This is a genomic window from Mycobacterium sp. 1081908.1 (assembly GCF_001673535.1).
Taxonomy (GTDB): domain Bacteria; phylum Actinomycetota; class Actinomycetes; order Mycobacteriales; family Mycobacteriaceae; genus Mycobacterium.
Genome location: NZ_LZLY01000034.1, coordinates 46,014 through 70,142, shown reverse-complemented (window position 1 = coordinate 70,142; position 24,129 = coordinate 46,014). Strand labels below are relative to the sequence as shown.

Below are 24,129 nucleotides of genomic sequence, written 5' to 3'. Positions count from 1 at the left end.
GGCTTCAGCGGATCGACACCAGCTGGTCGATCGAGTCCCTGGGCAGATCGCCGTCAACGACGGCGGTCACCACCAGTTTGTCCAGCGTGATCGCGCCGTTGTGGTTGTCGAGGAAGGCGATGTCGGCGGCATCGCGTCCGGTGGCGATGCGCACGAGGCTTTGTCTCGGCGCCAAGAGAGTGCCGTCGACGACTCGCCAGTGTCCATCGACGAACGCCTCGGCTACCGCATGAAAGTCCATCGGGTACAAGCCGGGCGCATACACCGAAACAACGCGGGCCGGCACCTTGACGGCCCGTAACAAAGCCACCACGAGATGCGCGAAGTCTCGACATACGCCGGCGCCGGAGAGCAAGGTATCCGCCGCGCCGTCGATGGGGTCGCTCGAGCCCGGTACATAGTTCAGCCGGCTGCCGACCCAACGGGAAACCTTCTCCAACAGGGTCGCCGAGTCGATGTACCTGCCGAATTCGGTTGCGGCGAAACCGAAGAACTTGTCGCACTCGGCGTAGCGGCTCGGACGCAAGTACAACGATAGGTCATATTCGGTCACCGGTGCCGGGTCGGTTTGCCCAACGATCGTCGCGGAGTAGTCGACCTTGAGGTCCCCCACCGGGACGTCCAGCTTGTGGATGCGGTTACCGTGCACACCGCTGATCTCCAACGGCCGCAGAGGCTTTCCGTCCAAGACGAATGACATCGACTCGGATACCTCGGTGTTGGGATGCGGTGCGACGGCGATCTGGAACTCCAAGGTCGTCGGCGCGGTGATCTCGACCTCGAGTTCAGCGGCGACCTCTCGTCTCATCTGTCCCTCCTGTCGCCTGACAGTCAACCCTCGGTCACTGCCGCTGCCAAGCGCGCCGCCGCGCCCCGGTCAAGGGATTCACGACGGTGGCGTCGTCGCCTCGGAATCACCGTTGGGTCGGTCGGAGAAAGTAGGAAGTTGCACCGGTTCCGAGTCGCGACCGGTGTCGGACACGACCTCGGGCTCGTAGCGATGTGAAAACAAGTTGGACGATTTCATATGTGCGGGGTCCTCATATCAGTTGGGTTTCTGCCCAAACGTGGATCTGTCGAGAGGGGGCGTTCGATTCGTGAGCTGCTCATCTGCGCAAAAATGTCTACGATGGCAGTGGCCAAACGAACGACTTACCGACCAATCTACACGCGAGCCGTAGGTAAGACCTGCTCCGCGCCGACCCGGAAGCCATCGAGCGTGCCGTGGGTGCGCTTGACCTACACGTCACCGAACCGCAAGTAGTTGCCGCGCCCACGTACCCCGGGATGCGGGGACGGCGCGAGTCTGGGACGATGGCGGCGTCATGAGGTCTCTGTGGGGGATGGCAGCCGTGGTCGCCGTGATCGGCCTGGCCGCGCCGGCGTACGCCGACCCTGACGCCGCCACCGATCCGGCCGCTGCGAGCGATCCGGCCACCGACGCCGACTTCCTGTCCGCGCTCAAGTTCGCCGGCATCACCTACCAGGACCCGAAGGCTGCGATTTCGGCCGCCAAGACGCTGTGCCAGCTGGAGGACACCGGGTCGACCGAAGAGGAAATCATCGGAAACCTGCAGCAGCGCAACGGGTTTACCGGCAACGGCGCCGCCAAGTTCACGGTGATCGCGCTCGGCGCGTATTGCCCCAAGTACATCACCGGCGAGGGCCGGGGCCCCAAGCCCGAGGGTGCGGTCGGCGACTAACCCCACCACCGGGCTTGCCCGCCCGCCATAATGAGCCATGCGCAAGGGGATGGTCATCGCGTCGGCGGCCGGTTTGCTGGGTTGGGGCGCCGCACGGGCGATGGCCGCGCGGATAGCGCGCAACCCGGATCCGTATCCACGCGAACGGCTTCTCGCCGAGCCGGACGGCGAGCAGGTTCGGATTGCCCGGCCCGACGGGACGGTCCTGCACGCGCTGGTCGCGGGGCAGGGCCCGCCGGTGATCCTCGTGCACGGCTATACCGCCCGCATCCTCGAGTGGAATCTCGTGTGGGATGAGCTGCAGGCCAGGGGATTTCGCGTCATCGCGTTCGACCAGCGCGGCCACGGACGCTCCACGCTCGGCTCCGACGGGATCGGATCGGAGCCCATGGCGGCCGACCTCGCCGCGGTCCTGCAGCACTTCGACGTTCAAGACGGCGTGCTCGTCGGGCACTCGATGGGCGGGTTCGTCACCATCCGCGCCGTGCTCGACCACGCCGACGTGGCACCTCGGCTGCGCGGGCTGGTGTTGTTCGCCACCTGGGCGGGCCGCATCCTGGACGGGGCGCCGCAGAACCGGCTGCAGATCCCGCTGCTGGAATACGGCATCCTGCAACGGCTGATGCGCAACGACACCGTCGCAACGCTGTTCGGTGCCGCGCAGTGCGGCGCGCGCCCGTCACCGACCATGGTCTCGGTGTTCGTCGACTTCTTCAACCAGCACCTTGACGAACACGGGCCGCTGCTGCCGATCGTGCGGGCCTTCTCCCACGAGGATCGCTACCCGCGGCTGGGCGAGATCGCGGTGCCGACCGCGGTGATGGTCGGCTCCGCTGATCGCACGACGCCGACGAGCCATTCGCGCCGGCTCGCCGAGGGAATTCCGGGCGCGCGGCTGGTCACCGTGCCCGACGCGGGGCACCTGCTGAACTGGGAAGCGCCCGACGAACTGATCAAGGTCGTCGAATCGTTTCCGGCGCAACGGGTTTAGGTGTTTAGGCGGCCCGCGCGGTCCAGCTGAAGCTGTGCATCTCGGGGATCTTCGGCGTCAGCGCCGCGGCCACGCTGCGACCGATCCGATCGGCCTGGGCGAGTGGGGTTTTCGGGTCGAGGAAGCCTTCCACCTCGACCCGGAGGGTGCGTCCCGTCCAGCGGGCCCGCGCGTGGGCGTGCATGACGCCCGGAATCGCGGCGGCCGCGGTTTCGGCCGTGGTGATGATTTCTGGGTCGACGCCGTCGAGCAGCCGGTGCGCGATGTCGGAGGTCACCTCCCACCCGACGTGGCAGATGAACGCGGTGACGACGATCCCGGCGACCGCGTCCGCCCAGCCCCAGCCGAGGGCCACGCCGATCAGCCCCAGCATCGCCCCCGCCGAGGACAACGCGTCGAGCCAGGAATGCTTGGCGTCGGCCACCATGGTCGCCGATCGGATCCGCCGGCCCACCGCCAGCTTGTAGCGGGCCACCAGCTGATTGCCCGCGATGCCGACCGCGGCGGCGGCGATTCCCCAGCCCAGGTGCCCGGTGCCGCCGTGGCGGAGCAGCTTCGTGACGCTTTCGAAGCCCGCGACCGCGGCGCTGCCCCAAATCACCAGGGCCACACCGATGCCGGCGAGGTCTTCGGCGCGTTCGTAGCCGTAGGGATAGCGCTCGGTGGGCAGCTTGCGGGACGCCCGGAAACCGACGAACACCAGGGCGCTGGTCGAAACGTCGGACAGGTTGTGCAGCGCGTCGCCGAGCAGCGCCACCGATCCGGACACCAGCGCGATGGCCAGTTCGACGAGGCCGGTCAGCGCCAAGCCGACCGCGCTGACGGCGACGGCGCGGTTGGCCTGGCGGCGCTCGCCCGCGTCGTCGGCCAGGGTCTCGAGGGGGAAGCTCGCCGCGGGGTCGCGGACTCCGTTGATCACGTGCATACCGCCAAGGCTACGAGCTGGCGACCCACGGCGTGAGTTAGGTTGCGTCCGTGAGGGTCGTGGTGGTGGGCTACGGGAGCCGCGGCGACGTCGAGCCGTGCGTGACGGCGGCCCGCGAGCTGCTGCGCCGGGGCCACGACGTCCGCATGGCGGTGTCGCCCGACAAGGTCGGCTTCGTCGAGTCGGCGGGGCTGGCCGCGGTCGCCTACGGACCGGACACGCGGGAGCGGATGGACTCGGCCGCGAATTTCGTGCGCGGCGTCGACAACCCGTTCGCCGCGCTGCCCGAGGTCATGGAGCAACTCACCCGGGTTTGGGCGGGCAAGACCGCCACGCTGACGTCGCTCGCGAGGGACGCCGACCTGCTGGTGGCCGGCTTCAACGAGCAGGAGCTGGCCGCCATCGTCGCGGAGCATCGCGGCATCCCGCTGGCCGCGCTGCATTTCTTCCCGACGCGGGTGTTCTCCACCGGGGTGCTGTATTCGAACATGGTCAACGACATCGCGGCGGCCCAGCGCCGTGAGCTCGGGCTGCCGGACGGGGCCGCGCCGACGCCGCTGGAGATCCAGGCCTACGACGAGCTCTGCCTGCCCGGGCCGGCCGCCGAACTTGTGGAGCCGAACGGCCGGCGGCCCTTCGTCGGCGCGTTGACGCTCGAGTTGCCGGCATCGGCCGACGACGAGGTGTTGTCGTGGATCGAGGCGGGGACGCCGCCGATCTGCTTCGGGCTGGGCAGCACGCCGGTCTCGGCTCCGGGGGAGCTGGTCGCCATGATCGGCGCGGCCTGCGCGCAGCTGGGGGAGCGGGCCCTGATTTGCGCCGGCCCCAACGACTTTGCCGGTACGCCACCGTCCGATCACGTGAAGATCGTGGACGCGGTGAACCATGCGGTGGTGCTGCCGGCGTGCCGCGCCGTCGTGCATCATGGCGGGGCCGGTGTCACGGCGGCGGGCCTGCGGGCCGGGATCCCGGCGGTGGTCCTGTGGCTCTGGCTCGATCAGCCGTTGTGGGCGGCCGGCATCGAACGGCTGAAAGTAGGTGTCGCGCGCCAGCTTTCGATGACGACCCGGGAGTCGCTGGTCGCCGACCTGCGCTCGGTCCTTGCCCCGGACTACGCTGCGCGGGCCCGTGACGTCGCCGCCAGGATGACCAACTCGGCCGAAAGCGTGGCCCGCGCCGCCGATCTGCTGGAGGGCGCCGTTTCGGGTTGCGGCTAGCCGCCGCGTATCCCACGCTTGAACGATGGGGGTGAAGCTCGCCTTGGTGGTCGGACTGACGGCGGCCCTGCTTGCGCCGGCCGAAGCACCCGGCGTGGTGCCGCTGGGCTGCGGGATCACCTGGACGCGAACGGGCGGCGTGTGGATCTACCAACCCGACTGCCCGCAACAGCCGCCGCCGTCGCAGCCCCCGCCGTCTGGGCCGCCTTCGCCGCCGCCAACTCCGTAGACTTCCGCCCGTGGCATATGACGTTCACATCCGAACCGCCGACGGCGGTGTCCAATACCCCAACGCATTCGGCTACGACATCAAAGACGGAATCCTGATGGTGGAGGTCGGCGACGACGCCGACCACGCCGACAAGATCTACTTCGCGCCGGGCTACTGGCAGCAATACGTCGTCGACCCGTACGGCGAGGACCCCCTCGACCTGGAGCTCGACGTCTTCGACGACGACGAAGACGAGGAGTACGAGGACGACGACGTCGAGGAAGACCACGACGAGGCCGACGAATAGGGCGTCGCTTCATCGGGTGATCCGCGCCGTGACGTCGGTCACGATTGCCGCGGATTTGGGCAGGCCTGCCGTCGCTCCGGTGTTGCACGGGACGGTTGTCGCATCAGGCGGCGACCCGAACCGAGCGAGGCAGACATGCGGCACATCACGATCAATGGGCACCACGGGAACCGCGACCTGGAGGCCGCCGCGTTCTGGATCTTCGGGGGCATCATCCTGTTGATCGCCTTCGGCGACGCCGTGGCCGTGTTGGCCGTCGCGGTCGCGATGCTGACCGCGGTCGCGTGGATCTACCGGAAAATCGAGCGCCGGTTGGAGCGGCACGATGCGCCCGCGGCTCCGGTGACTCAGCTTCGCTGGGAGTGGGCCGGCCAATACGACGCGAAAGAGGCTCCCGCGCAAGCGCTGCCGCATCACCCGCACGCCGCATAGCCGGTCGGGCATTTCAGTCGGGAAAGCCGATTATTCAGCTCCGCATAATCTGATTTTTCCCGGCCGTCTCTATTCTTCTACGGCCCCCTCAACGCCGAGGAGAAAGAGAGCGCACCGAATGCCCTCACTTCGCTGGCTGGCCACACTGGCCATTCCCGTCATGACCGGCGCCGCGTTGGTTTCCGGCGCCGCGACCGCGGCCGCCGATCCCGTCGACGACGCGTACCTGACCCAACTGCGCGCCGCCGGCTTCAGCTGGCCGCCCGACCACGACGAGGCGCTGACCGCGATGGGGCGGCTTATCTGCGACGATCTCGGGTGGGGTTGGACCTACGACCAAATCGCGCAAAACATCCACTCCACCCTGGACCCGAGGAACGTCACGCTCGGGGAGATCGGGTCGATGGTGCGAATCGCGCATGCGACCTATTGCCCGCTGCAGCAGTGCTGGGCCGCTCACTGCTGAGCGGGCTTAGCTGGCGTCGTCGTTTTTAGCCCGGGGAAGCGTCTAGGTGAAGGCGCGGAATACGGGTATAGATGGGGTATACGCACTTCGCTCTAGTTCCGAAGTTTGTCGCGGAATGAGAGGAGGAGCCGATGGCCCCGAATGGTCTGCGCGGTCTGGCTGGTTTGTGTGCCGCGCCGCTCGCGATCGCCCTGCCGCTTGCCCCACCCGCTTCCGCCGACGCCGCGTCCTGGAACGGCACGTACGCGATAACGTTCATGGTCGGTCCGAAGTCCGGGACCAGCATGGCCGTCGGTGACCCCGAGGTGCAGCACACCGATACATATGGGTTCCGTTCGAGCTGTTCGAGCGGAAAATGCGTCGCCACCATCGTCAGCGGCCCGCCGCCGAGCAACCCGACGGTTCCGCAACCGGTCCAATTCACCTGGGACGGGTCGTCCTGGACGCAGGTCAGCGATTTCCAGTGGGACTGCATGATGCCCGACACCAGCATCCAATGGAATCCGGCCCACTCCACCGTGCGCTACACGCCGCAACCCGACGGGTCGCTTTCCGGCGTGATGCACACCGAGATCCTCAGCGGCGCGTGCCAGGGCACGATCGACATGGACATGAAGGCCGAGAAGGCGTGAGTTGCTCTAAGCTGTTGCGCTGCAATTCAATTCGCTTAACCCTTTGCCGCGGGCATGCTCGGCGATACGATGCGAGAATGCGTTTCACCTATTTCGCTGCGGCGGCCGGCGTGGCTATTGCTCTGCTGGGGGCGTCGCCTGCTCACGCTGATTACAGCGGTTTCAATCGTTGCGTCGGGGGCATCAAGGAACTTCCGCTGGGGGAACCGGACCCACAAAACTTCCAGCGGGCTGGAGTCATCGAGCAGGACCTCAAATCTGGCGTTTCCCCCGACGCCGAGGCCCAGAAGGTAGCGCGGATGGGATTCGACCAGCAGACGGCCGCCACGATTGTGCAGTGCGTCATCGAGGAGAACCCCTAGCCGCGGCGCTTTAAAAGCAAATCAGTCGGTCTTGTGCCAGGTTTGGCAGCTACGCGTCAGGAACGCCTTGTCGGTTGGCGCGATCATCACCACCTGAGGACCGGTGCCGATGTCGCTATCGATGATGTGGGTTGCATTGAGACTGCTCAGCCGCGCCCAATAGCAATCGGATCCTCCTTCGGGGCTGGGACCACCCGAGCGATAGGTGCCCGCCACGATGTCGATGCCGACCCGATAGGTGCCGTCGGTTTCGATGACGGTCCTGGGGGCGAACGGTGGCGGCGGAGCGGTCACCGTGACCGTTTTCGTGATTTCCACCGCGGACGTCACCGTCGTTGCTGTCTTGCCTGACCCGCCGCAACCTGCGAGAACTATCGCCGCGCCCGCGACAGCAATTTTCTTGCCCTGCATTGAAGGAGGGTAAGCAAATGGTGGTCGGACCGCCAGCGAGATCGCCGGGGGCGAAGGCCGGTTGCGCCAGATGTTTGGGCGTCGCTCGAAAAAAGCTTTGACGTGCGGCGATACTGGTGCGCGATACTGGGATTGAACCAGTCTCAATCAGAACCCTCTACACTGTTGCTGACCTGCATCAGAAAGCCTCTGACCAGGCGACACGCTGAACAGTAGCATTAACCGGACTTGACCACAATTAACCACACCTACCCGATATAGTGGTGCATATGTGGTGCAAAAGGCGGCGACAGTGACATCGGTGGATCGTAAACAGAGACGCAGTTTCGGGCGGTTGCGGCAATTCCGCTCCGGCCGCTGGAAAGCCAGCTACACCGGACCTGACGGGATGCTCAACGAGGCTCCGACCACGTTCGCGCTAAAGCAAGATGGCGAAGCATGGCTCACTGATCGACGCCGGGAGATTGACCGAAACCTTTGGTCACCGTCGAGCGGACAGGACGATCGGCCCAACGCACTGTTCGCCGATTACGCCACCGAGTGGCTGAAGCGCCGGACCGTCAAGGGGCGGCCGCTGAAGGACAGGACATTGGCGCACTATGAGGCCCTCCTTGAGGATCACATTAACCCGACATTTGCTCGCGTGACGGTTCGCGCGATCAACCCCGACGCCGTGCGCAAGTGGTACGCGACATGTGCGATTGGTGCGCCGGTTATGCGCGCGCACGCCTACTCGCTGCTGTCGACGATCCTGGGCACCGCGGCATCGGAGGGGATCGCCGACGCCAATCCCTGCACCATTTCTGGCGCCGGCAACACAGAGCGCCGAGTCAAGATCCGACCAGCAACCCTCGCCGAGCTGGAAACCATCGCCACCGAAATGCCCGAACGGCTGCGACTCATGGTGCTCCTAGCCGCCTGGTGCGCATTGCGCTACGGCGAACTCGCCGAGCTACGTCGAAAAGACATCATCGGGAATGTGATTCAGGTTCGCCGTGGCGTCGTCCGCGTTGACGGCGAAATGCGAACGACGACACCCAAGAGCATCGCGGGATCGCGTGATGTCACCGTTCCGCCTCATCTGATGCCGGTCGTTGATCGGCACCTTGAACGGCATACCGGCCCATCCCGCGAATCGCTGTTGTTTCCTGCCATCAACGGCCACCATCTTCAACCGTCGTCGCTGTATCGCTACTACTATCCGGCTCGCAACAAAGCCAAGCGCCCCGACTTGCGATTCCACGACCTTCGGCACACCGGAGCGACATTGGCAGCTCAGACAGGGGCGACCCTCGCCGAATTGATGGGCCGGCTCGGCCACAGCACGGTGAGCGCGGCACTGAAATACCAACACATAGCGGCCAATCGAGACGCACAGATCGCGGCCGCGCTGTCACAGCTCGCACAGAAAGAATCTGCCGGTGCCCCATAAACTTCCCGACTACCGGTTGACCGTTTACTGCGCCGAGCCCAGTCACGCAGAGGCCGTCCTGGGCCCATTCCTTAAGATTGATGGCGCTTTGGCCGCTGAGGGCTTGGTACAAGATGCTGAAGGTGTATTTGCCGTTGCGGTGATGGAGCTGAACCGGTCTGAAGATGAGATTCTCACCGCTGCAATGAAACGCGGCTCCGAGACGTTCGGCCTGTGGACCATCGCTAGTGATGTACCTGCTCCTGGCCCGCTAAGCATTCACCGGCCCAGGAGCAGGAGCGCCGAGATGCTGACGCATTCTGACGGAACCGCGCCCGGCAGAGTTCGTATTCGTTTGAGATGCGGCCGGTGCGGGCTGTCCTATGAAAGGCGCATGCCGGAGTTCTGCGCTCAGCTCGATGCGCTGGCCGAGAACGGCATTGCCGCAATCTCGCTGCGCTCACTCATCGACACAAGATAGGGGCAGGTTCGCGACATTCGGCGTGCGTGGTTCCATGCCTACCCACAACTAACCATGTACAGTCAGAGTTGCTGCGCCCGGCATGAAGCTCCGGCCAGCGACAACCTCCCAGCAGAGGGTCGATCCCTCATGCACTGGGAGGTTCAGTGTCTACACGGCAATCCACGTCTCCGACGAATCTGAAATCAGGATCGAACCGGAGAATCCGGCGGCAAGCAGAACAACAGCCTGCTTATCTCGGAATCCCTGAAGCGGCAGCATATCTCGACGTCGATCACAAGACGATACGGAGGCTAATCGCCTCGAAGCGATTGGCCGGCTACCGGCTGGGCAATCGGATCATCAAGATCAAGGTCGCCGACCTCGACGCCGTCCTCACTCCGATGCACGGCGGTGTCGCATGAGCGGGCCACCGGAACGAAAAAGCCGCCAGCCTGGGAAACTGGCGGCCCCTTCAACAGCAGCAGCTACACCCAACGATACCGCACCCACCGCCGATCGGCCCGGTAGCGCACTGGTCTGGTTGCCATGCACCTGGGACCACCCGCAAGACCTGCGGTCCCAGCTTGGCCGACGCCGCGACAAGGCCGCACGGTCAGTGCCATTGGACTGCGGCTGTCGTGATCCCTGGCCGTGCCGATGCACCGAACCACCCCTATCCGAACGCGCCATCGACGCCTATCGCGACGCGGCGGAACATCTCCTCGGGACGGGTCAAATCCCGCTGCTGCCATTGGAAGCCAGACGCGCACTGTGGCGCCGCGGCGGCCGTGACCGCGACCTCGCCGAGCTGCTACACGAAGCTTGCGGGGGAGAGGTCGCATGAGCGACGCAGATGGGAACGACGACGGCGCCGAACTGCTCGGCGAGCTGTACGCCACCTTCGCGCGGTACGTCTCACTGCCCGATCAGCACTCGTACGTGGCGGCGGCATTGTGGACGGCCGCGACACATGCCCTGCCAGCGTTTGAGTTCGCGCCGCGGCTGGTGGCCACCAGTCCCGAGAAGCGTTGCGGCAAGTCACGATTCCTCGACATCATCACGGGGACGTGTCATAAGCCGCTTGCGACGGTCAACGCGACCGTGGCCGCTATTTTCCGGTCCATCAATGGCGAGCATCCGCCCACGTTGGTGATCGACGAGGCCGACACCATTTTCGGAACCAAGAAAGTCGCCGAACAACACGAGGATCTGCGCGCTTTGCTGAACGCCGGCCACCAGCGCGGGCGCCCAGCGCTCCGCTGCGTCGGACCGATGCAGATTCCCACGGAATTCAACACGTTCGCGATGGCTGCCTTGGCCGGCAGCTGGAACGTCTGACCCCATGATCGGCGGCGGCGGGCGTCAACCGTTTCAGGCCCTCGACGGAAGGACTGGCCAAGACGGCGAGCCGGGTTACTCGCCGAGTCAGTATCTGCGCTACGCCGCCGCTCACCTACGACTGACCGGCAAGCTTCCGAGCCGCAAGGACTAAGCGAAAGGAACATCTGACCGCCGATGCCGTTCGCCACCAAAGCGATCCGAGACCGCAACCGCAAACGCATCGCGCGCCTCGTCCACGCAGGCCAACCCTGCTGCTTCTGCCAACAACCGATTGACCTCACCCTGCGCTGGCCCCACCCCAGGTCCTTCGTCGTCGACCACCAAACCCCAACCAGCCACGGTGGAACCGACGACTTCGAGCAACTGCGCCCAGCACACCACGCGTGCAACGGCAAACGCAGCAACCTGCCCGACGGCACCGTCGGACGCAACTCAGGAGCCCTCGGATGACACCCCCCGACCCCCAGGGCGTAGGCCCCCTCGACCCCGATCAAGGCGACGCCCGTCGGCATACGGATAAATCTGGAGGGTCGCGCAGCCGAGCGGCCGGCGCGGCGCCGCGTAGCGACCGTTCTCGTCTGGAAACGCTGCGTGACCTGCTTGAATCCGTGCTGAATGACCCGCAGACGGCCCCGCGGGACCTCGCTGCGGTGTCGCGGGAGTACCGGTTGGTGGTGGCGGCGTTGGCGGCTTCCGCGCCGGCGCCGGGTGGGTCGAAGCTTGATGAGATCGCTGCCCGCCGGCGTAAGCGGGGTGCGTGATGACCGCGCCGGCCACGACGGAGCCGACGTTCTCGCGTATTCCCGACGGGGATGAGACGACGGGCCAGGATTGCGTGGATCTGGCGCTGGCCTACGGTGTGCCGCTGGACCCGTGGCAGACCGGGATCGTGCGCGGGGTGCTGCGCGAGGCTCACGGCGGCTGGTCGTGCTCGCAGGCCGGTTTGGTCGTGGCGAGGCAGTCGGGAAAGGGCCAGATCATCCTGGCGCTCGAGCTGTTCGGGCTGTACCAGTTGGGTGAGAACATCTTGCACACGGCGCATGCGGTCAAAACCTCTAGTGATGCGTTTCGGCGGCTGTGGTCGGTGATCCAGTCGCATTCGGAGCTGGCTAGCCGGGTGCGGCGGCATTCGCAGATGATCGGCGCCGAGTACATCGAGCTGGACACGGGTGCTCGGATCGCGTTCACGACGCGCTCGGCGTCCGCGGGTCGTGGGCTGTCGGTGGATCGCCTGGTGGTTGATGAGGCTGAGGATTTGCCGGCGCCGGAAGTGGGGGCGTTGGCGCCGACGGTGTTCTCGCGGCCGCGCGCGCAGTCGCTGTATTTCGGGACGGCGCCGGGTCCGATGCATGATTCGGAGGCGTTCGCCACGATGCGGTCGTCGGCGCATGATGGGCTGAATCCCCGGCTCGCGTGGTGGGAGTGGTGCGCGCAGTGGGGCGCCGATGTCGATGACCAGGAGTTGTGGCTGCGTGTGAATCCGGCGGTGGCGGCTGGCCGGGTGCCGTTGCAGGCCATCCTTGATGACCGCGCGGTGCTGCCGGTGGATCAGTTCCGGGCGGAGCGGTTGTCGATGTGGCTGCCGAAAGCCGCAGCGACGGCGGTGTTCGACGCCGATGTGTGGGCATCGCTTGCTGATCCGAATTCGGTGCCGGTGCGGGATCTGGCGATCGGTGTGGACGCGATGCCGTCTCGCGACGCCGCGACCGTGTGCTTGGCGGGCCACCGCGACGACGGCCGGCTGCACCTGGAGTGGTACACCACCGCGCCGGGTGTGACGTGGCTACCGCAGTGGGTGAGCGCACACCTTCAGCCGGGGGTGCGGGCTGTCGTCGTTGATGAACGGAACGCGCTGGCCGAACTCGATTGGGCTGGTGCCAGGATCCGGCCGACGCTGACCGGGCATCACGACGCGGCGATCGCGGCAGGGCTGCTGTGGGACGCGGTGACCGAAGGAAGGCTGGCGCATCGCGGGCAGGTCGAGTTGACCCGCGGCGTGCTGTCGGCCAAGCAGCGACCTATGCTCGGCGGTCAAGCGTTCGGCTGGGACCGCAAAGCTGCGGGCTCCTCAACCCTCGTCGCGGCGACGTTGGCGCTGTGGGGAGTGACCTGTGAAAGGCCGATCCGTCCACGCCGCAGGGAAGGCTCCCGAACCGCGATTGTCATGTGACGGCGAAGAACATCAAACTCGCCGGGGGATAATCGGTAACTTACGACTTGTGGCCAATGTTTACCGAGACTCCATTGGCGATGCCGAGTACGTAGCGCGGGTCCGTCGGCACTCGCCATCCTCGCTAGTGCCGCTGATAGCGCAAACGTCGGCCCAATACTGGCAGCCCGGTTCTTGGCTCAAGAGCCCTTACCGCAAGTACACGCCATGGGCGCTGGCTGACATCGCCCGAGTGAGCCTTACATCCGGGAACGAATATCGTTCTGCGGCAACACAAGAAGATCTGCTGTATTGCTGTGCGGCATACGTCGCGGTCAGTGATGCCGGGCTAGCTTCGAACAGCCCAGACTCGCTCACTGGGTTCTTTCTGAGGATTACGTCCGAACAGGGTTACAACCAAACGCCGTACAACGAAGTAGGCCGAACGGTGGCGCTCTTCGAAAACACGCAATCTTCGAAACCGCTCAAGGTGATCCGCCCAGGATGGGACACCGAGCTGTTTGGCTGTACCCTCTCGCAATACACCGGGGCGGGATTCTTTGTTCAGGCGACAGCGGCGCATAACGCGGGAATGTTTTCGGCCGACTGGTTCAACCATCCGCAACTAGACCCGATCACGGCGGTCATGCCGACCGAAGTGCTCGCCAGCGCTGTCGCTCAGAACTTTGTTGGTTCTCTGAAGTGGTTCCACGCCCAGCGAAGCGTCCCCATGGCCAGCGATTACCGGCGATTCACGTTCAATCCTCTGCTCGCTAGGCCTGTGGTGGCAGGTGTCTCGAACGAATTGCTAGTCCCTTCAATACTTCTCGTGCTTCGTAAGATCAGTCCGCTTGGCGTCTATTACGCGGGCGCGAAGAAGTGGGGCAACAGCTTCACGGATGACGTTGGTGACTTGTTCGAGCAGTACGTCGGCCGGCAACTCGCGACCATCCCAAACGCTCAAATTCATCCTGAAATCGTCTATGACAAAGGCGGCAAGCGATCAGTCGACTGGGTAGTGGTCTGTGCAGATGCGGTCATCTTGGTTGAGGTCAAGTCGGTTAGACCAACGGAGCCCGTGCGTATGGGCACTGCCGACGCCGGCGCAGAACTGCGGCGGATGCTGGGCAAGGCATACAAGCAGGTCAATACGACCGATGATCGGATCGCCGAGCAGCACCCAGCCTTCGCGCACATCCCCGCGGATCTGCCTCGAATTGGGCTCATCGTGACCATGGAACGATTCGATTTAGCCAATGCGAGACCGATACAGGATCTCCTCGATGTCACGCCGAAAATCCCGACAACCATCGCTGCCAGCGAAGACATCGAAAGACTTGTCACCCTTCAAGATATCGACGTCAGCGCTTTCCTTCAGAAATTTCTAGCCGACCCAACAATGAGCGATGGATCGCGCATTTCTAACGCGCTCGCCGACAAGGAGCTTGGACGGAACTCCGTGCTCGACCACGCGTGGGACACCTACGAGTGGGGACCGAAAATGGTTCTGGGCCAAGACCTTCCGGACTTGCAGGATGGCAGCGGGGCTTAACAACGCCCGTTAAACCAAACCCGACCCGGTCGGCCCCTCGCGTGGAGTATCAGTCAGTAGGAAAGTTGGGATTGATGCCCTCGTGACGAAGGGCGGATAACTCCTGTGCGATTGATAGCAGCGCAGCGACCTCGGCCACCTTCAGACGCTGATCTGTGCTTAAGTGATCAACCTCGTTGATGTAGCCGGAACTCTGCCCTTTCTCGGCTCCGATGGCATCGGCCAGACAGTCCCAGGCTGTGTTGTAGTCGCTCATTGCTCTCCTTTGTCTATTGGGCTGGGGCGCCGCAGAACCCCGCGGTGAGATCGAAGGTACCTGCCGGGCGTGACGTTAAAGCGGACGTGTCAACCTCTGCACAAACAAGGTGCGATTCCGCGGTTCAGTGAGGTGATCATGGCGCTGCCAGCCAAGCGAACCCCAGAAGTCGTCCGCTTCCATGCTGAACGCAACCAATGTCCGGTCTGGATACTGAGCCTCGAGCCCACGCACAATTGCTGTGCCGATGCCCTCGCGGCGGCAAGTGTCCGACACCTCAAAGAAGCCGATCTCTAGGGCATTCGCTGCTACCTGCCGACTCACACCGTAACCACGGAGAGACAACTTCCTGTCGTCAAACTTGACCCGACCAACCTCATCACCATTTCGGAGCACCTGCACGTACCACGGATCGTCATCACCGTAGGGCGGCCGGTCCCACCAATCAGGATTGAAGCTTCCAGACGATTCAAACGGTATCCAGCTATATCTGTCGGAGCGGCCGCGCCGCCTCTCTACGAAGTTGAGAACCACGATGTGCCTATCGCCTGAATTAGAAATCATCTACTGGTCGATTCTATTGGCCTGACGCTCAAGTCGAGCTGGGCCAGGCGAAACACCTCAGTGAGGAAAGTCAAAGCGGATGATGCGGAAGATGGGTCCGAGGTCGCTGTCGTCGTAGTATCGGAAACCGATTGTTTCCAGTGACGTCCGCAGCGTCGCGGCCACGTTTCGCATTGCGACGCAGAGGATTTCCGGACTGGTAGTTAAGTTCTCGACGGGAAGAGTCCGAAGACCGTCAAGCCACAAGACAGACCAGACGTCGCCCACATATCGCTCCCAAAGCGGTAGTCCTCTGATCTCGGCGGGTATGTCTGCGATGTTGGCGTCGTCTGCTCGATATTGGGCTATCCAGTAGCCGAGTGTCGTCCAGAGATTTACGCAGCTGCTTAGGGCAGCACCTGCAAGTTCGGAGATTGCACCGGGTCTTTGTGGGGCCGCCTGGTACCCGTCATGGGCAGCGGCGAGTTGGGAACCAAGCGCCTCAAGTACGGGGACAACATCACCAGCCGTGACCGGCTCGTGCTCGGTAAGTTGAATGGCTTGCCACTCCGCTCGATGCTCGTCGCATACTTTCGCGGCGCAGCGGGCGAACTCCTGGTTGGTTGCTCCGCTTTCCGCGCCATATGCATAGGCGTCAAACCCCGATCCGCGTTGGTGCATGATGACGTGTTGCGCTTCATGCACCAGGCATCGACGAATGTCGCGCATGGCGTGCCGGATGTGATCCGGAGTGTCGAACGCATGTAGCCAGCCTGGATTGAGGATCACGTCCACGCGGCCACCGGGCATACTCATCGTGCGCGCGCTCACGAAGCCTGATCCACGTTGCGCGGTGTAACTCGGGCCGTCTTCTCGTCGCCGAACCGCGTCCGCCATGTCGACCGGGATAATCAGCGCCACGGAGGCCGGGTCATCGACATGCTGGGCAAGAAGTTCACCGAATTCGATGAATGCAGTTCTGAAGCTTGCAGGGCGAGAGTCTGACCAGATCCGATCGGCGTTGCCCGCGTCCCACCCCTCAAGATCTATTCGGCACCGCGTATCGGTGGCAGGCAACACGGTGTTCACGTCGCAGCACAGTACCAAGCATGGGCGCGCGACTATATCGCCGTCAGCGCCGGCACACCCATTGGTGAGATCGAGCTTGGCTCGCACTACCCGGTGGTGCGCGTCTGGTGACCTGCTAATTCTCGATCAGCTCGTGATTTTGCGGTAAGCAGACTGGGGGCGCCGGGCCGGTTTCCGGTCCTGGCGGGGTGCGATTCGGGCATTTCACCTGAACGGCGCGCTGATATATAGAAGTCTCTGTGGTGTGCCGTCCGTCGCGACCGTTGAGCAGTGGCGGAGCTGGGCGACCTCTGCCGTTCAGGCGCTGTTGGAGGCCGAGGGGGCGGCGACCCAACCGGGGATGGAAGCAAAGCTGGCTGATCAGAAATTCGAAGGTGCGGCACGCAAGATTGACCCTCACCACCTGACGACGGCGCGGAATCGCCTCCTTGATGGTCATGTGATCGAACGGCGTGTCGACGCGACGCGGGGTGGTCAATCTGTGGCGACATATGTCCTAGCCAATCCCAGCAAGGCGGCTCTGCGGCACGCGGGGCGCAAGCGGCTGCTCCACAGACGGTTTTTAAGCTGGAGCCACCCAGTCACAGAATGGGGCGCTCCGCCGATTCCAGCAGCTCTTGAGCGAGTTGTTCACACGTCGCTTACGGCGGCGGCTCCAGAGGGTTACCGTCTGCTGAGGCCGCAGGGGGGCGAGGTTGCGACGATTGCTGGCGCCCCGGTCCCGGGCGGCCGAATGGACAACGCGGCGTTTTACACAGGTATGGATACGGGTGGTCTTCCAAAGCCGGCGCTCCTCGTCGCGATCGAAGTAAAGAACGTCCGCCAGTGGATTTATCCTCAGACACAGGAGCTCTACCAGCTCCTGTTCAAATGCGCCCAACTCCGGCTCCACCACCCCGAGCTACCAGTCATGCCAGTGCTTGTGTGCAGAAGAGCCCACTACACAACGCGTCTGATGGCCCAGCAGTTGGGTTTCCACGTGATATCGACTCAGAAGCAGTACGTGCGGCCCGCGGTGGCAGGCACCCCCGACGATCGCCGCAAGTTTGAGGAAGTTAATTCAGAGTTGGGTTACAACCTTGAGCTTCACGAGGGCCCTGTCGACCAGATGACGAAGCACTTCACGAGAACCATTCCTGACCGCTGCCAGGAGGCTTCCGAACGCTGGGCCCAATTCGCAGCCCACCCAGAGGTACCGGATCTTATTACGCGACTTCGCGATGACGACATCAGCAACCAAGACCGCACAGTGGCACACGACATGCTGATCGAACTCGCCGAAGAAGTCTTCACTGAAGATGTCGAGTGGCGGTTGGAGCGAAACGATTAGCCGGGTGCGCCAACCCCAGGCATATCGTCAGGCCGCTGCTCTCACCATTCCCGCAAATTCGTATCAGATGTCGGGTGCTCTTCCCAGATTGGTTGAGTGGGAGCCCAGTGGTCGGCCCCGCGCGGCCGCGACAGCCACCTTAATGGTTTGACCGGCGATAACTGCGGATTGAAGACCGCCCGGGCGATCAGTTCGCGGTGCTCGTGGTCGGCTCGGGCGGCGACGGCCGCCCGCTGGCGCGCGGCACGGTTCAGCAGCACCGCGCACAGGATGATCGTTGCCGGGATGGTGAACCACGGATACACCAGCATGACGCCGATGAGGGTGTACCCGGCTGGAAGCGCGAACAGCACCGCGGCGACCGGGTGACGGTCCCACCAGCGCCCGTGGGAACAGCTCGACTCAAGCCCGCAGCGCGGGCACGCGCACTTCTTCTTGGCCACCATCCAACCTCTCTGGGAGCTGATGTCCGCGTCGCGGATACCTGGATTTGAAATCCGGGTATCTGCGGCGCTGCAGTGAGCGCGGACATTTTTCAACCGACACCTCTTGGGTGCCGATTCGGGAAAGGGTCGCGTTTGAAATGCGACCCTTTGGGTTGTCGCCAGGAACGACCCGCCATACCCAGTGCTGAATACGCAGTATGCAACCTGCGGTTCACCAACGGGCCGTTACTGGCGTAGTTCATTCGGCGCTGCGCTTCCGCGCGACTTGTTCGGCGAGCACCGCGAGCCGCCAGATGGCGACCGCGAGCGCGTCGAAGGAATAGACCTTCTCCGGGATGTCGTCCTCCATGATGTCCGCAAGCACGCACGCCGCTCGTTGCAGCCGGCGGGCCGCCCAGGGGCTGTCCCACTCGCCAGGGTGTTGCGCCCGGACAACGGCGATCACTTTGTCAATCCACGCCGCAGCCTGAGTCACCCGCTCCGCGGCGAACGCGTCGACCGCCTCGTCATCGACGGCACTCACGTGAACTCCCGGTCCAGGTCGTCGGCCAACTGGTCCAGATCCGTCGATTCCGGCTTGCCGATCCGGCGGCAGGTCTCGGCGTGACCGACGCGCCTGATCAGCTCGTCGATGATTTCCCGCGCCGAGTAGTTGCCGATGGGCGTCTTCATCGCTCGGCCCACCTGTCGAGCTCCTCAGCGGCCATGAGCAGCGCAGCTGCCAGCTCACGCGCTTGTTCCGCGGTGAGCCCGTCGTCGGTGAGCACGTAGACATCCATGCTCGGCGGGCACTCGGTCGTGTCGATGCTTCCGTCCCGGCGCTGTATCCCTCCGGTCCGTACTTCGGCGATCTTCTTGCCAGCGGCGTTCGAGACAGTCCGGTCGGGGCCGTGGAAGATACGAAACTCGTTGTCCCAGAACGCCCAGCTCTCACAATCCGCTACGGCGCCGGCCGGCAACGGGACATCGGGTTGTGTGCTGGTTGCGGTCGTTGTCATGGCTGGACCTTCCTGTTCGGGGAAGTCCACCGTGGCACCAGGCGCCGACACATCAGGTCGCGGATTGGTTGCTGCGGTCACTGCGGGGTTCTCCTCACTGATACTGTGCGGAGCCCTGACCTGCATCTACGTTGTGGTGCATATGTGGTGCAAAACCGAGTCGGATCAGCCGTCTATGCACGTAGAACGTGGTGCGCGATACTGGGATTGAACCAGTGACCTCTTCCGTGTCAGGGAAGCGCTCTCCCGCTGAGCTAATCGCGCCTGGGGGGTCAAAACTTGGAGGTGGAGACGGGAATCGAACCCGTGTGCACGGCTTTGCAGGCCGTTGCCTCACCACTCGGCCACTCCACCGCTGGGGATTGATGCCACTTGCACCTTCGAGCGGACGACGGGATTCGAACCCGCGACCCTCACCTTGGCAAGGTGATGCGCTACCAACTGCGCTACGTCCGCGCGCAACGGGCGAGATCGTCGCCCGTCGCGAAGGACGACGATAGTCCACCTGAGCGGGCACGCACAAATCTCTTGGTTACGTTGCGGCTCTAGGCTAGCGCGCCCGGCGACGCACGCGGCGAGTTGGGCGCAGTCCGATTCGTGCTAGTCTTCTTCGTCGTTCGCCCCTCGGCGCCGGGTCCCGTGGCTCAGTGGAAGAGCGTCCGCTTCACACGCGGAAGGTCGCTGGTTCGATCCCAGCCGGGACCACCCTGCTGACCTGCACGAATAGAGCTTGTGCACTCTATGATTAGCGGGATTCGTCGGCTCTGGGTACGCCCACCATCCTTGGCGGACAAGACAATCCGTCGCCCCCCCACACACCGGCGCACACCACTATCGAGATTCGATCACCGACACCGTGTTGTCGCCGCCGTCGGTGACGTAGGCGGTGTGGCTGCCCGGGTCCACCGCCACCTCGCCCGGGTGCTTGCCGACGGGCACGGTGGCGGTGACGGTGCGCGTCGAGGCGTCGATCACCGACACCGTGTTGTCGTCGCGGTTGGTGACGTAGACGGTGTGGGTGCCCGGGTCCACCGCCACCCCGGCCGGGTGCTTGCCGACGGGCACGGTGGCGCTGACGGTGCGGGTCGAGGCGTCGATCACCGACACCGTCCCGTCGCCGCCGTTGGTGACGTAGACGGTATGGGTGCCCGGATCCACCGCCAGGCCGCCCGGGTTCTTGCCGACGGGCACGGTGGCGACGACCGTGCGCGTCGAGGCGTCGATCACCGACACCGTGTTGTCGTTGGCGTTGGTGGCGTAGACGGTGTGGGTGCCCGGATCCACCGCCACCGAGTGTGGTTGCTTGCCGACCGTCACGGTGGCGGTGACGGTGCGCGTCGGGGCGTCGATCACCGAGACCTCGCCGTCGTCGTTGCCGACATGGGCAGCGGCCGTTCGAAGTCGACCGACGTAGACGGTGTGGGTGCCCGGATCCACCGCCACCCCCGCCGGGTTCTCTTCCGGGCCCGCGCTGACGGGCACGGTGGCGGTGACGGTGCGCGTCGAGGCGTCGATCACCGACACCGTGACGCCGTAGTTGGTGACGTAGACGGTGTGGGTGCCCGGGTCCACCGCCACCCCCTCCGGGCCATAGAACGGCTTGCCGACGGGCACGGTGGCGGTGACGGTGCGCTTCGCGGCGTCGATCACCGACAGCGTGTCGTCGTCGCGGTTGGTGACGTAAACGGTGTGGGTGCCCGAGTCCACCGCCACCCCCGACGCCGACTTGCCGACGGGCACCGTGGCGGTAACCCGGTAAGTCGGAGGCGTCTTACTGCATCCGGTGACACCGATGGCGGCAACGGCAGGCAGCACGAGCGCGGCGATGGCGGTCGCGACGGAGAGCGCCGCGATTCTTGCGTTCTTCATGATTGCTTTCCTTTCCGCCGAACATGTCCGGGCTGGGATGCCGCGATGGCGTGGAACGGGTTGCCGGGGGCGGCTGTTGTGGTCTGTCATACCAAGGCTGCGGTGGGCGCCTTGCGTGTTTCTTGCTTGGTTCTTGTGCCGGTTCGCTGTGGGTCGGCATGCGAAACACATTGCAGCGCAGGCAAATATCTCAGGGGCCTGACTTTCGAGCGTGTGACGTACGTGCACTCGTCGTCAGCCCGCCGCCAGCTTCACCACATGTTGCCGCTCGTCGGTGACGTAGAGGTTGCCGGCGGTGTCCACCGCCACACAGAATGGGAAGCGGAGGCCGGTGAACGGCAGCACTGTTTGATTGTTCGATCCGGGAGCCAACCCCACCACGCGGTCGTGGTTGCGGTCGACGACGTAGACGGTGCCCGCGGTGTCCACCGCCAGACCGGTAGGGGTGTCGAGGCCGGTGAATGGCAGCACCGTTTGGGTGTTCGACCCGGCTGCCAACGTCACCACCCGAGCATCAGTTCCATGCTTGCCCATGTCGAGCACGTACACCTTGCCGGCGCTGTCCACCGCCAGACCGGAAGCGGTGTCGAGGCCGGTGAGCGGCTGCACCGTCTGGGTGTTCGACCCGGCCGCCAACTCCACTACTCGATAGTGGTGGGGGTCGGCGTTGCTTCCGCCGTCGACGACGTAGACGTTGCCGGAAGCGTCCACCGCTATACCGGAGGGGCCCTCGAGGCCTGCGAACGGCAGCACCGTCTGGGTGTTCGACGCGGCCGCCAACCTCAGCACCCGACGGTTGCGGTAGTCGGTGACATAGACGTTGCCGGAAGCGTCCACCGCCACATCGCCGGGGTGATCAAGGCCGCTGAACGGCAGCACTGTCTGCCCGCCCGACCCGGCCGCCAACTTCACCACGCGACCGTGCGAGTCGTGGTGACCGCTGTCATAGTCGACGACGTACACGTCGCCGGCGCTGTCCACCGCCACACTTTGGGGGTTGGTGAGGCCGCTGAACGGCAGCACGGTTTGTCGGGATGGCGGCGGCGTTGGCCCCGTCGACGGATTCGTTGGTCCGGTAGACGCGCTCTTCGTTGCCGTTCCATGCGGGGACGGCGGCGTCTTGCTGCATCCGGTGACGCCGATGGCGGCAACGGCGAGGAGCACGAGCGCGGCGATGGAGAGCGCCGCGATTCTTGCGTTCTTCATGATTTGCTTTCCTTTCCGCCGAACATGTCCGAGACTGGGTCGCCGGGCGCGGCTGTTGTGGCCAGTCACGCTAAGGCTGCGGCGGGCGCCTTGCGTGTTTCTTGCTTGGTTCTTGTGCCCAGCGAAAGGCATTGCAGCGCAGGCAGATAGAGCGAACCGGCACTTCGACGCATCAGCCCGCCGCCAGCTTCACCACCTCGGCGTTATCGCGGTCGGTCACGTAGACGGCGCCCGACGCGTCCACCGCCACCCCCCAAGGGTCGCCGAGGCCGGCGAACGGCAGCACAGTTTGGGTGTTCGACCCGGCCGCGAGCTTCACGACCCGCTTGTTGGCGGAATCAGCGACGTAGACGGCGCCCGCCGCGAGGATCGCGACGCCGTGCGCGCCGTCGGCTCGGCTAAGGCCGTTGAACGGCAGGACCGTTGGCGTGTTCGACCCGGCCGCCAGCTTCAGGACCTTGTCGTAGTCGACGATGTAGACATCGCCGGCGGTGTCCACCGCAATGCCCCAAGGGTCGCCGATGCCGGTGAACGGCAGGACAGTTGGCGTGTTAGACCCGGCGGCCAACTTCAGCACCCGATTCTTGCGGTAATCGGTGACGAACACATCGCCCGCGGTGTCGACCGCAACAGCCCGGGGGGCGACGCCGGAAAACGGCAGCACGGTCTGGGTATTGGAGTCTGGCGCCAACTTCAACACTCGATTGGTTTTGTTGTCGACGACGTACGTGTTGCCGGCGGTGTCGACCGCCACGCTCTCGGGGAAGCCGAGGCCGGTGAACCGCAGATCGGTTTGGGTGTTGGACCCGGCCGCCAGCTTGATTACCCGGTTGCGGTGGTCGCCCGAGGTGTTGTTGACGACATAGACATTGCCGGCGGTGTCCACCGCCAGGGCCCAGAGATCGTCGAGGCCAGTGAACGGCAGCACCGTCTGTCGGCACGCCGGCGGCGCCGCTGACTGCGCCGACGAGAGCCTCACGACTCTGTTGTTTTGGGCGTCGACCACATACACATTTCCGGCGGTGTCGACCGCCGCACTCTCGGGGCCGGTGAGGCCGATGAACGGCAGCACCGTCTGGGTGCACGATCCGGCCGCCATCGTCACCGCGGCGTTGTTGAAATAGTCTGTGACAGAAACCCTTCCGGCGGTGTCGACCGCCACCCCGATGGGGCCGTGGAGGCCGTCGAATGGCAGAACGGCCTGGGTGGTCGCCCCGGCCGCGAGCTTCACCACCCGCTTGCGCCCGAAGTCGGCGACGTAGACGCTGCCGGCGCCGTCCACCGCGACACCGCGCGGCAGGCCGAGTTGGGTGAATGGCAGCACCGTCTGGGTGGTCGACCCGGCGGCCAACTCGACCACCCGAGCATTGAGGTAGTCGGCGACGTAAACGGCGCCGGCCGCATCCACTGCCACGCCATCCGGGCCGTTGAGGCCCGTGAACGGCAACACCGTCTGGGTCGTGGACCCGGCCGGCAGCTTCACCACCCGGTTGTTGTGGTCGTCCGTGACGTAGACGGCGCCGGCGGCGTCTACCGCCACGCTGTCGGGGTAGTTGAGCCCGGTGAACGGCAGCACCGTCGGGCTGTTGGACCCGGAGGCCAACTTGAGCACTCGCTTGTTGCCGCTGTCGGCGACATACACCGCGCCGTGGGTATCCACCGCGACGCCGGCGGGGTGGTTGAGACCGCCCAGCGGCAGCACGGTTTGTTGGGCGGCCGGCGGCGACGAGTGGCACGCTGTGATGCCGATGACGGCAACGGCGAGGGCGACGATCGTGGCGTTTCGGCGGTGCCGCCACAGCCGCTGGTGCGGTCGCAC

General features: G+C 64.7%; 30 protein-coding genes and 4 tRNA genes. 18 read left to right on the top strand and 16 right to left on the bottom strand.

Annotated features, from left to right (window positions below):
- Positions 1-4 precede the first annotated feature (4 nt).
- Positions 5-808 carry a transglutaminase family protein gene (locus A5655_RS05630; RefSeq protein WP_067006479.1) on the bottom strand — a complete coding sequence of 268 codons (804 nt, stop codon included), beginning with the start codon at positions 806-808 and terminating at the stop codon, positions 5-7.
- 517 nt (positions 809-1,325) lie between these two features.
- Between A5655_RS05630 and A5655_RS05625 the strand changes: the two genes are divergently transcribed.
- Positions 1,326-1,703, top strand: coding sequence for a DUF732 domain-containing protein (locus A5655_RS05625; RefSeq protein ID WP_067006476.1), 378 nt, complete (start codon positions 1,326-1,328; stop codon positions 1,701-1,703).
- Between the two features lie 37 nt (positions 1,704-1,740).
- On the top strand, positions 1,741-2,694 hold the full coding sequence (locus A5655_RS05620; protein WP_067006473.1) for an alpha/beta fold hydrolase: 954 nt from the start codon (positions 1,741-1,743) through the stop codon (positions 2,692-2,694).
- A gap of 4 nt (positions 2,695-2,698) precedes the next feature.
- On the opposite strand, the gene A5655_RS05615 is transcribed toward A5655_RS05620, so the two are convergent.
- Positions 2,699-3,619, bottom strand: a complete 921-nt coding sequence (locus A5655_RS05615; RefSeq protein ID WP_067006470.1) for a cation diffusion facilitator family transporter — start codon at positions 3,617-3,619, stop codon at positions 2,699-2,701.
- 50 nt (positions 3,620-3,669) lie between these two features.
- Between A5655_RS05615 and A5655_RS05610 the strand changes: the two genes are divergently transcribed.
- From A5655_RS05610 to A5655_RS05585, 7 genes are all read left to right on the top strand, one after another.
- On the top strand, positions 3,670-4,836 hold the full coding sequence (locus tag A5655_RS05610) for a glycosyltransferase (protein ID WP_067006468.1): 1,167 nt from the start codon (positions 3,670-3,672) through the stop codon (positions 4,834-4,836).
- A gap of 25 nt (positions 4,837-4,861) precedes the next feature.
- Positions 4,862-5,065, top strand: coding sequence for a hypothetical protein (locus A5655_RS27730; protein WP_156764717.1), 204 nt, complete (start codon positions 4,862-4,864; stop codon positions 5,063-5,065).
- A gap of 10 nt (positions 5,066-5,075) precedes the next feature.
- A complete protein-coding gene (locus A5655_RS05605) occupies positions 5,076-5,354 on the top strand; it encodes a hypothetical protein (RefSeq protein ID WP_067006465.1) in 279 nt (92 codons plus the stop codon).
- Positions 5,355-5,489: 135 nt separating this feature from the next.
- A complete protein-coding gene (locus tag A5655_RS05600) occupies positions 5,490-5,786 on the top strand; it encodes a hypothetical protein (protein WP_067006463.1) in 297 nt (98 codons plus the stop codon).
- A 118-nt stretch (positions 5,787-5,904) separates the two neighbouring features.
- On the top strand, positions 5,905-6,252 hold the full coding sequence (locus A5655_RS05595) for a DUF732 domain-containing protein (RefSeq protein ID WP_067006460.1): 348 nt from the start codon (positions 5,905-5,907) through the stop codon (positions 6,250-6,252).
- Positions 6,253-6,383: 131 nt separating this feature from the next.
- Positions 6,384-6,884 (top strand): hypothetical protein, encoded by a 501-nt coding sequence (locus A5655_RS05590; protein WP_067006457.1) that lies wholly within the window; start codon positions 6,384-6,386, stop codon positions 6,882-6,884.
- 77 nt (positions 6,885-6,961) lie between these two features.
- Positions 6,962-7,246 carry a hypothetical protein gene (locus A5655_RS05585; RefSeq protein ID WP_067006454.1) on the top strand — a complete coding sequence of 95 codons (285 nt, stop codon included), beginning with the start codon at positions 6,962-6,964 and terminating at the stop codon, positions 7,244-7,246.
- A gap of 21 nt (positions 7,247-7,267) precedes the next feature.
- On the opposite strand, the gene A5655_RS05580 is transcribed toward A5655_RS05585, so the two are convergent.
- Positions 7,268-7,657, bottom strand: a complete 390-nt coding sequence (locus A5655_RS05580) for a hypothetical protein (protein WP_067006451.1) — start codon at positions 7,655-7,657, stop codon at positions 7,268-7,270.
- A gap of 292 nt (positions 7,658-7,949) precedes the next feature.
- Here A5655_RS05580 and A5655_RS05575 point away from each other — a divergent pair, with 292 nt between their 5' ends.
- The 7 genes from A5655_RS05575 to A5655_RS27720 all read left to right on the top strand — a co-directional run bounded on the left by A5655_RS05575 (position 7,950) and on the right by A5655_RS27720 (position 14,573).
- Positions 7,950-9,089: a site-specific integrase gene (locus A5655_RS05575; protein ID WP_067006644.1), complete on the top strand. Its 1,140-nt coding sequence runs from the start codon at positions 7,950-7,952 to the stop codon at positions 9,087-9,089.
- Positions 9,079-9,549: a hypothetical protein gene (locus A5655_RS27725; protein ID WP_156764716.1), complete on the top strand. Its 471-nt coding sequence runs from the start codon at positions 9,079-9,081 to the stop codon at positions 9,547-9,549. The genes A5655_RS05575 and A5655_RS27725 overlap by 11 nt, the downstream gene beginning before the upstream one ends.
- Positions 9,550-9,695: 146 nt before the next feature.
- A complete protein-coding gene (locus tag A5655_RS26950; protein ID WP_231999078.1) occupies positions 9,696-9,953 on the top strand; it encodes a helix-turn-helix domain-containing protein in 258 nt (85 codons plus the stop codon).
- 418 nt (positions 9,954-10,371) lie between these two features.
- Entirely contained in the window at positions 10,372-10,869 is a 498-nt protein-coding gene (locus tag A5655_RS05570) for a hypothetical protein (RefSeq protein WP_067006450.1), read from the top strand.
- Between the two features lie 177 nt (positions 10,870-11,046).
- On the top strand, positions 11,047-11,322 hold the full coding sequence (locus tag A5655_RS05565) for an HNH endonuclease (protein ID WP_067006447.1): 276 nt from the start codon (positions 11,047-11,049) through the stop codon (positions 11,320-11,322).
- A 310-nt stretch (positions 11,323-11,632) separates the two neighbouring features.
- Entirely contained in the window at positions 11,633-13,042 is a 1,410-nt protein-coding gene (locus A5655_RS05560; RefSeq protein WP_067006445.1) for a hypothetical protein, read from the top strand.
- A gap of 49 nt (positions 13,043-13,091) precedes the next feature.
- Positions 13,092-14,573, top strand: a complete 1,482-nt coding sequence (locus A5655_RS27720) for a hypothetical protein (RefSeq protein ID WP_156764715.1) — start codon at positions 13,092-13,094, stop codon at positions 14,571-14,573.
- 49 nt (positions 14,574-14,622) lie between these two features.
- Here the strand turns inward: A5655_RS27720 and A5655_RS27715 are convergent, their stop codons facing one another.
- The 3 genes from A5655_RS27715 to A5655_RS27705 form a co-directional block, all read right to left on the bottom strand.
- Positions 14,623-14,829, bottom strand: coding sequence for a hypothetical protein (locus A5655_RS27715; RefSeq protein WP_156764714.1), 207 nt, complete (start codon positions 14,827-14,829; stop codon positions 14,623-14,625).
- 75 nt (positions 14,830-14,904) lie between these two features.
- Positions 14,905-15,393 carry a GNAT family N-acetyltransferase gene (locus A5655_RS27710; protein ID WP_156764713.1) on the bottom strand — a complete coding sequence of 163 codons (489 nt, stop codon included), beginning with the start codon at positions 15,391-15,393 and terminating at the stop codon, positions 14,905-14,907.
- A gap of 57 nt (positions 15,394-15,450) precedes the next feature.
- Positions 15,451-16,461 (bottom strand): hypothetical protein, encoded by a 1,011-nt coding sequence (locus A5655_RS27705; protein WP_156764712.1) that lies wholly within the window; start codon positions 16,459-16,461, stop codon positions 15,451-15,453.
- Between the two features lie 340 nt (positions 16,462-16,801).
- On the opposite strand from A5655_RS27705, the gene A5655_RS05545 reads away from it, so the two are divergent.
- Complete coding sequence (locus A5655_RS05545) at positions 16,802-17,791, top strand: hypothetical protein (protein WP_231999077.1); 990 nt, start codon at positions 16,802-16,804, stop codon at positions 17,789-17,791.
- Positions 17,792-17,832: 41 nt separating this feature from the next.
- On the opposite strand, the gene A5655_RS05540 is transcribed toward A5655_RS05545, so the two are convergent.
- The 7 genes from A5655_RS05540 to A5655_RS05515 form a co-directional block, all read right to left on the bottom strand.
- Positions 17,833-18,234: a hypothetical protein gene (locus A5655_RS05540; RefSeq protein WP_156764711.1), complete on the bottom strand. Its 402-nt coding sequence runs from the start codon at positions 18,232-18,234 to the stop codon at positions 17,833-17,835.
- Positions 18,235-18,475: 241 nt separating this feature from the next.
- Positions 18,476-18,760 carry a hypothetical protein gene (locus A5655_RS05535; RefSeq protein ID WP_067006430.1) on the bottom strand — a complete coding sequence of 95 codons (285 nt, stop codon included), beginning with the start codon at positions 18,758-18,760 and terminating at the stop codon, positions 18,476-18,478.
- Positions 18,757-18,909, bottom strand: coding sequence for a hypothetical protein (locus tag A5655_RS27700; protein ID WP_156764710.1), 153 nt, complete (start codon positions 18,907-18,909; stop codon positions 18,757-18,759). The genes A5655_RS05535 and A5655_RS27700 overlap by 4 nt, the downstream gene beginning before the upstream one ends.
- Positions 18,906-19,316, bottom strand: coding sequence for a hypothetical protein (locus tag A5655_RS05530; RefSeq protein WP_156764709.1), 411 nt, complete (start codon positions 19,314-19,316; stop codon positions 18,906-18,908). Before A5655_RS05530 ends, A5655_RS27700 begins: the two co-directional genes overlap by 4 nt.
- A 108-nt stretch (positions 19,317-19,424) precedes the next feature.
- Positions 19,425-19,499, bottom strand: a tRNA-Val gene (locus A5655_RS05525).
- Positions 19,500-19,515: 16 nt separating this feature from the next.
- Positions 19,516-19,589: transfer RNA gene (locus A5655_RS05520), tRNA-Cys, on the bottom strand.
- Positions 19,590-19,618: 29 nt separating this feature from the next.
- Positions 19,619-19,691, bottom strand: a tRNA-Gly gene (locus A5655_RS05515).
- 177 nt (positions 19,692-19,868) lie between these two features.
- On the opposite strand from A5655_RS05515, the gene A5655_RS05510 reads away from it, so the two are divergent.
- Positions 19,869-19,940: transfer RNA gene (locus tag A5655_RS05510), tRNA-Val, on the top strand.
- 126 nt (positions 19,941-20,066) lie between these two features.
- Here A5655_RS05510 and A5655_RS05505 read toward each other — a convergent pair.
- The 3 genes from A5655_RS05505 to A5655_RS05495 form a co-directional block, all read right to left on the bottom strand.
- Entirely contained in the window at positions 20,067-21,104 is a 1,038-nt protein-coding gene (locus A5655_RS05505; RefSeq protein ID WP_067006423.1) for a YncE family protein, read from the bottom strand.
- Between the two features lie 234 nt (positions 21,105-21,338).
- A complete protein-coding gene (locus A5655_RS05500) occupies positions 21,339-22,310 on the bottom strand; it encodes an NHL repeat-containing protein (RefSeq protein WP_304441648.1) in 972 nt (323 codons plus the stop codon).
- A 172-nt stretch (positions 22,311-22,482) separates the two neighbouring features.
- The gene (locus A5655_RS05495) at positions 22,483-24,129 is read right to left on the bottom strand and encodes an NHL repeat-containing protein (protein ID WP_067006417.1); all 1,647 of its coding nucleotides are present in this window, start codon (positions 24,127-24,129) and stop codon (positions 22,483-22,485) included.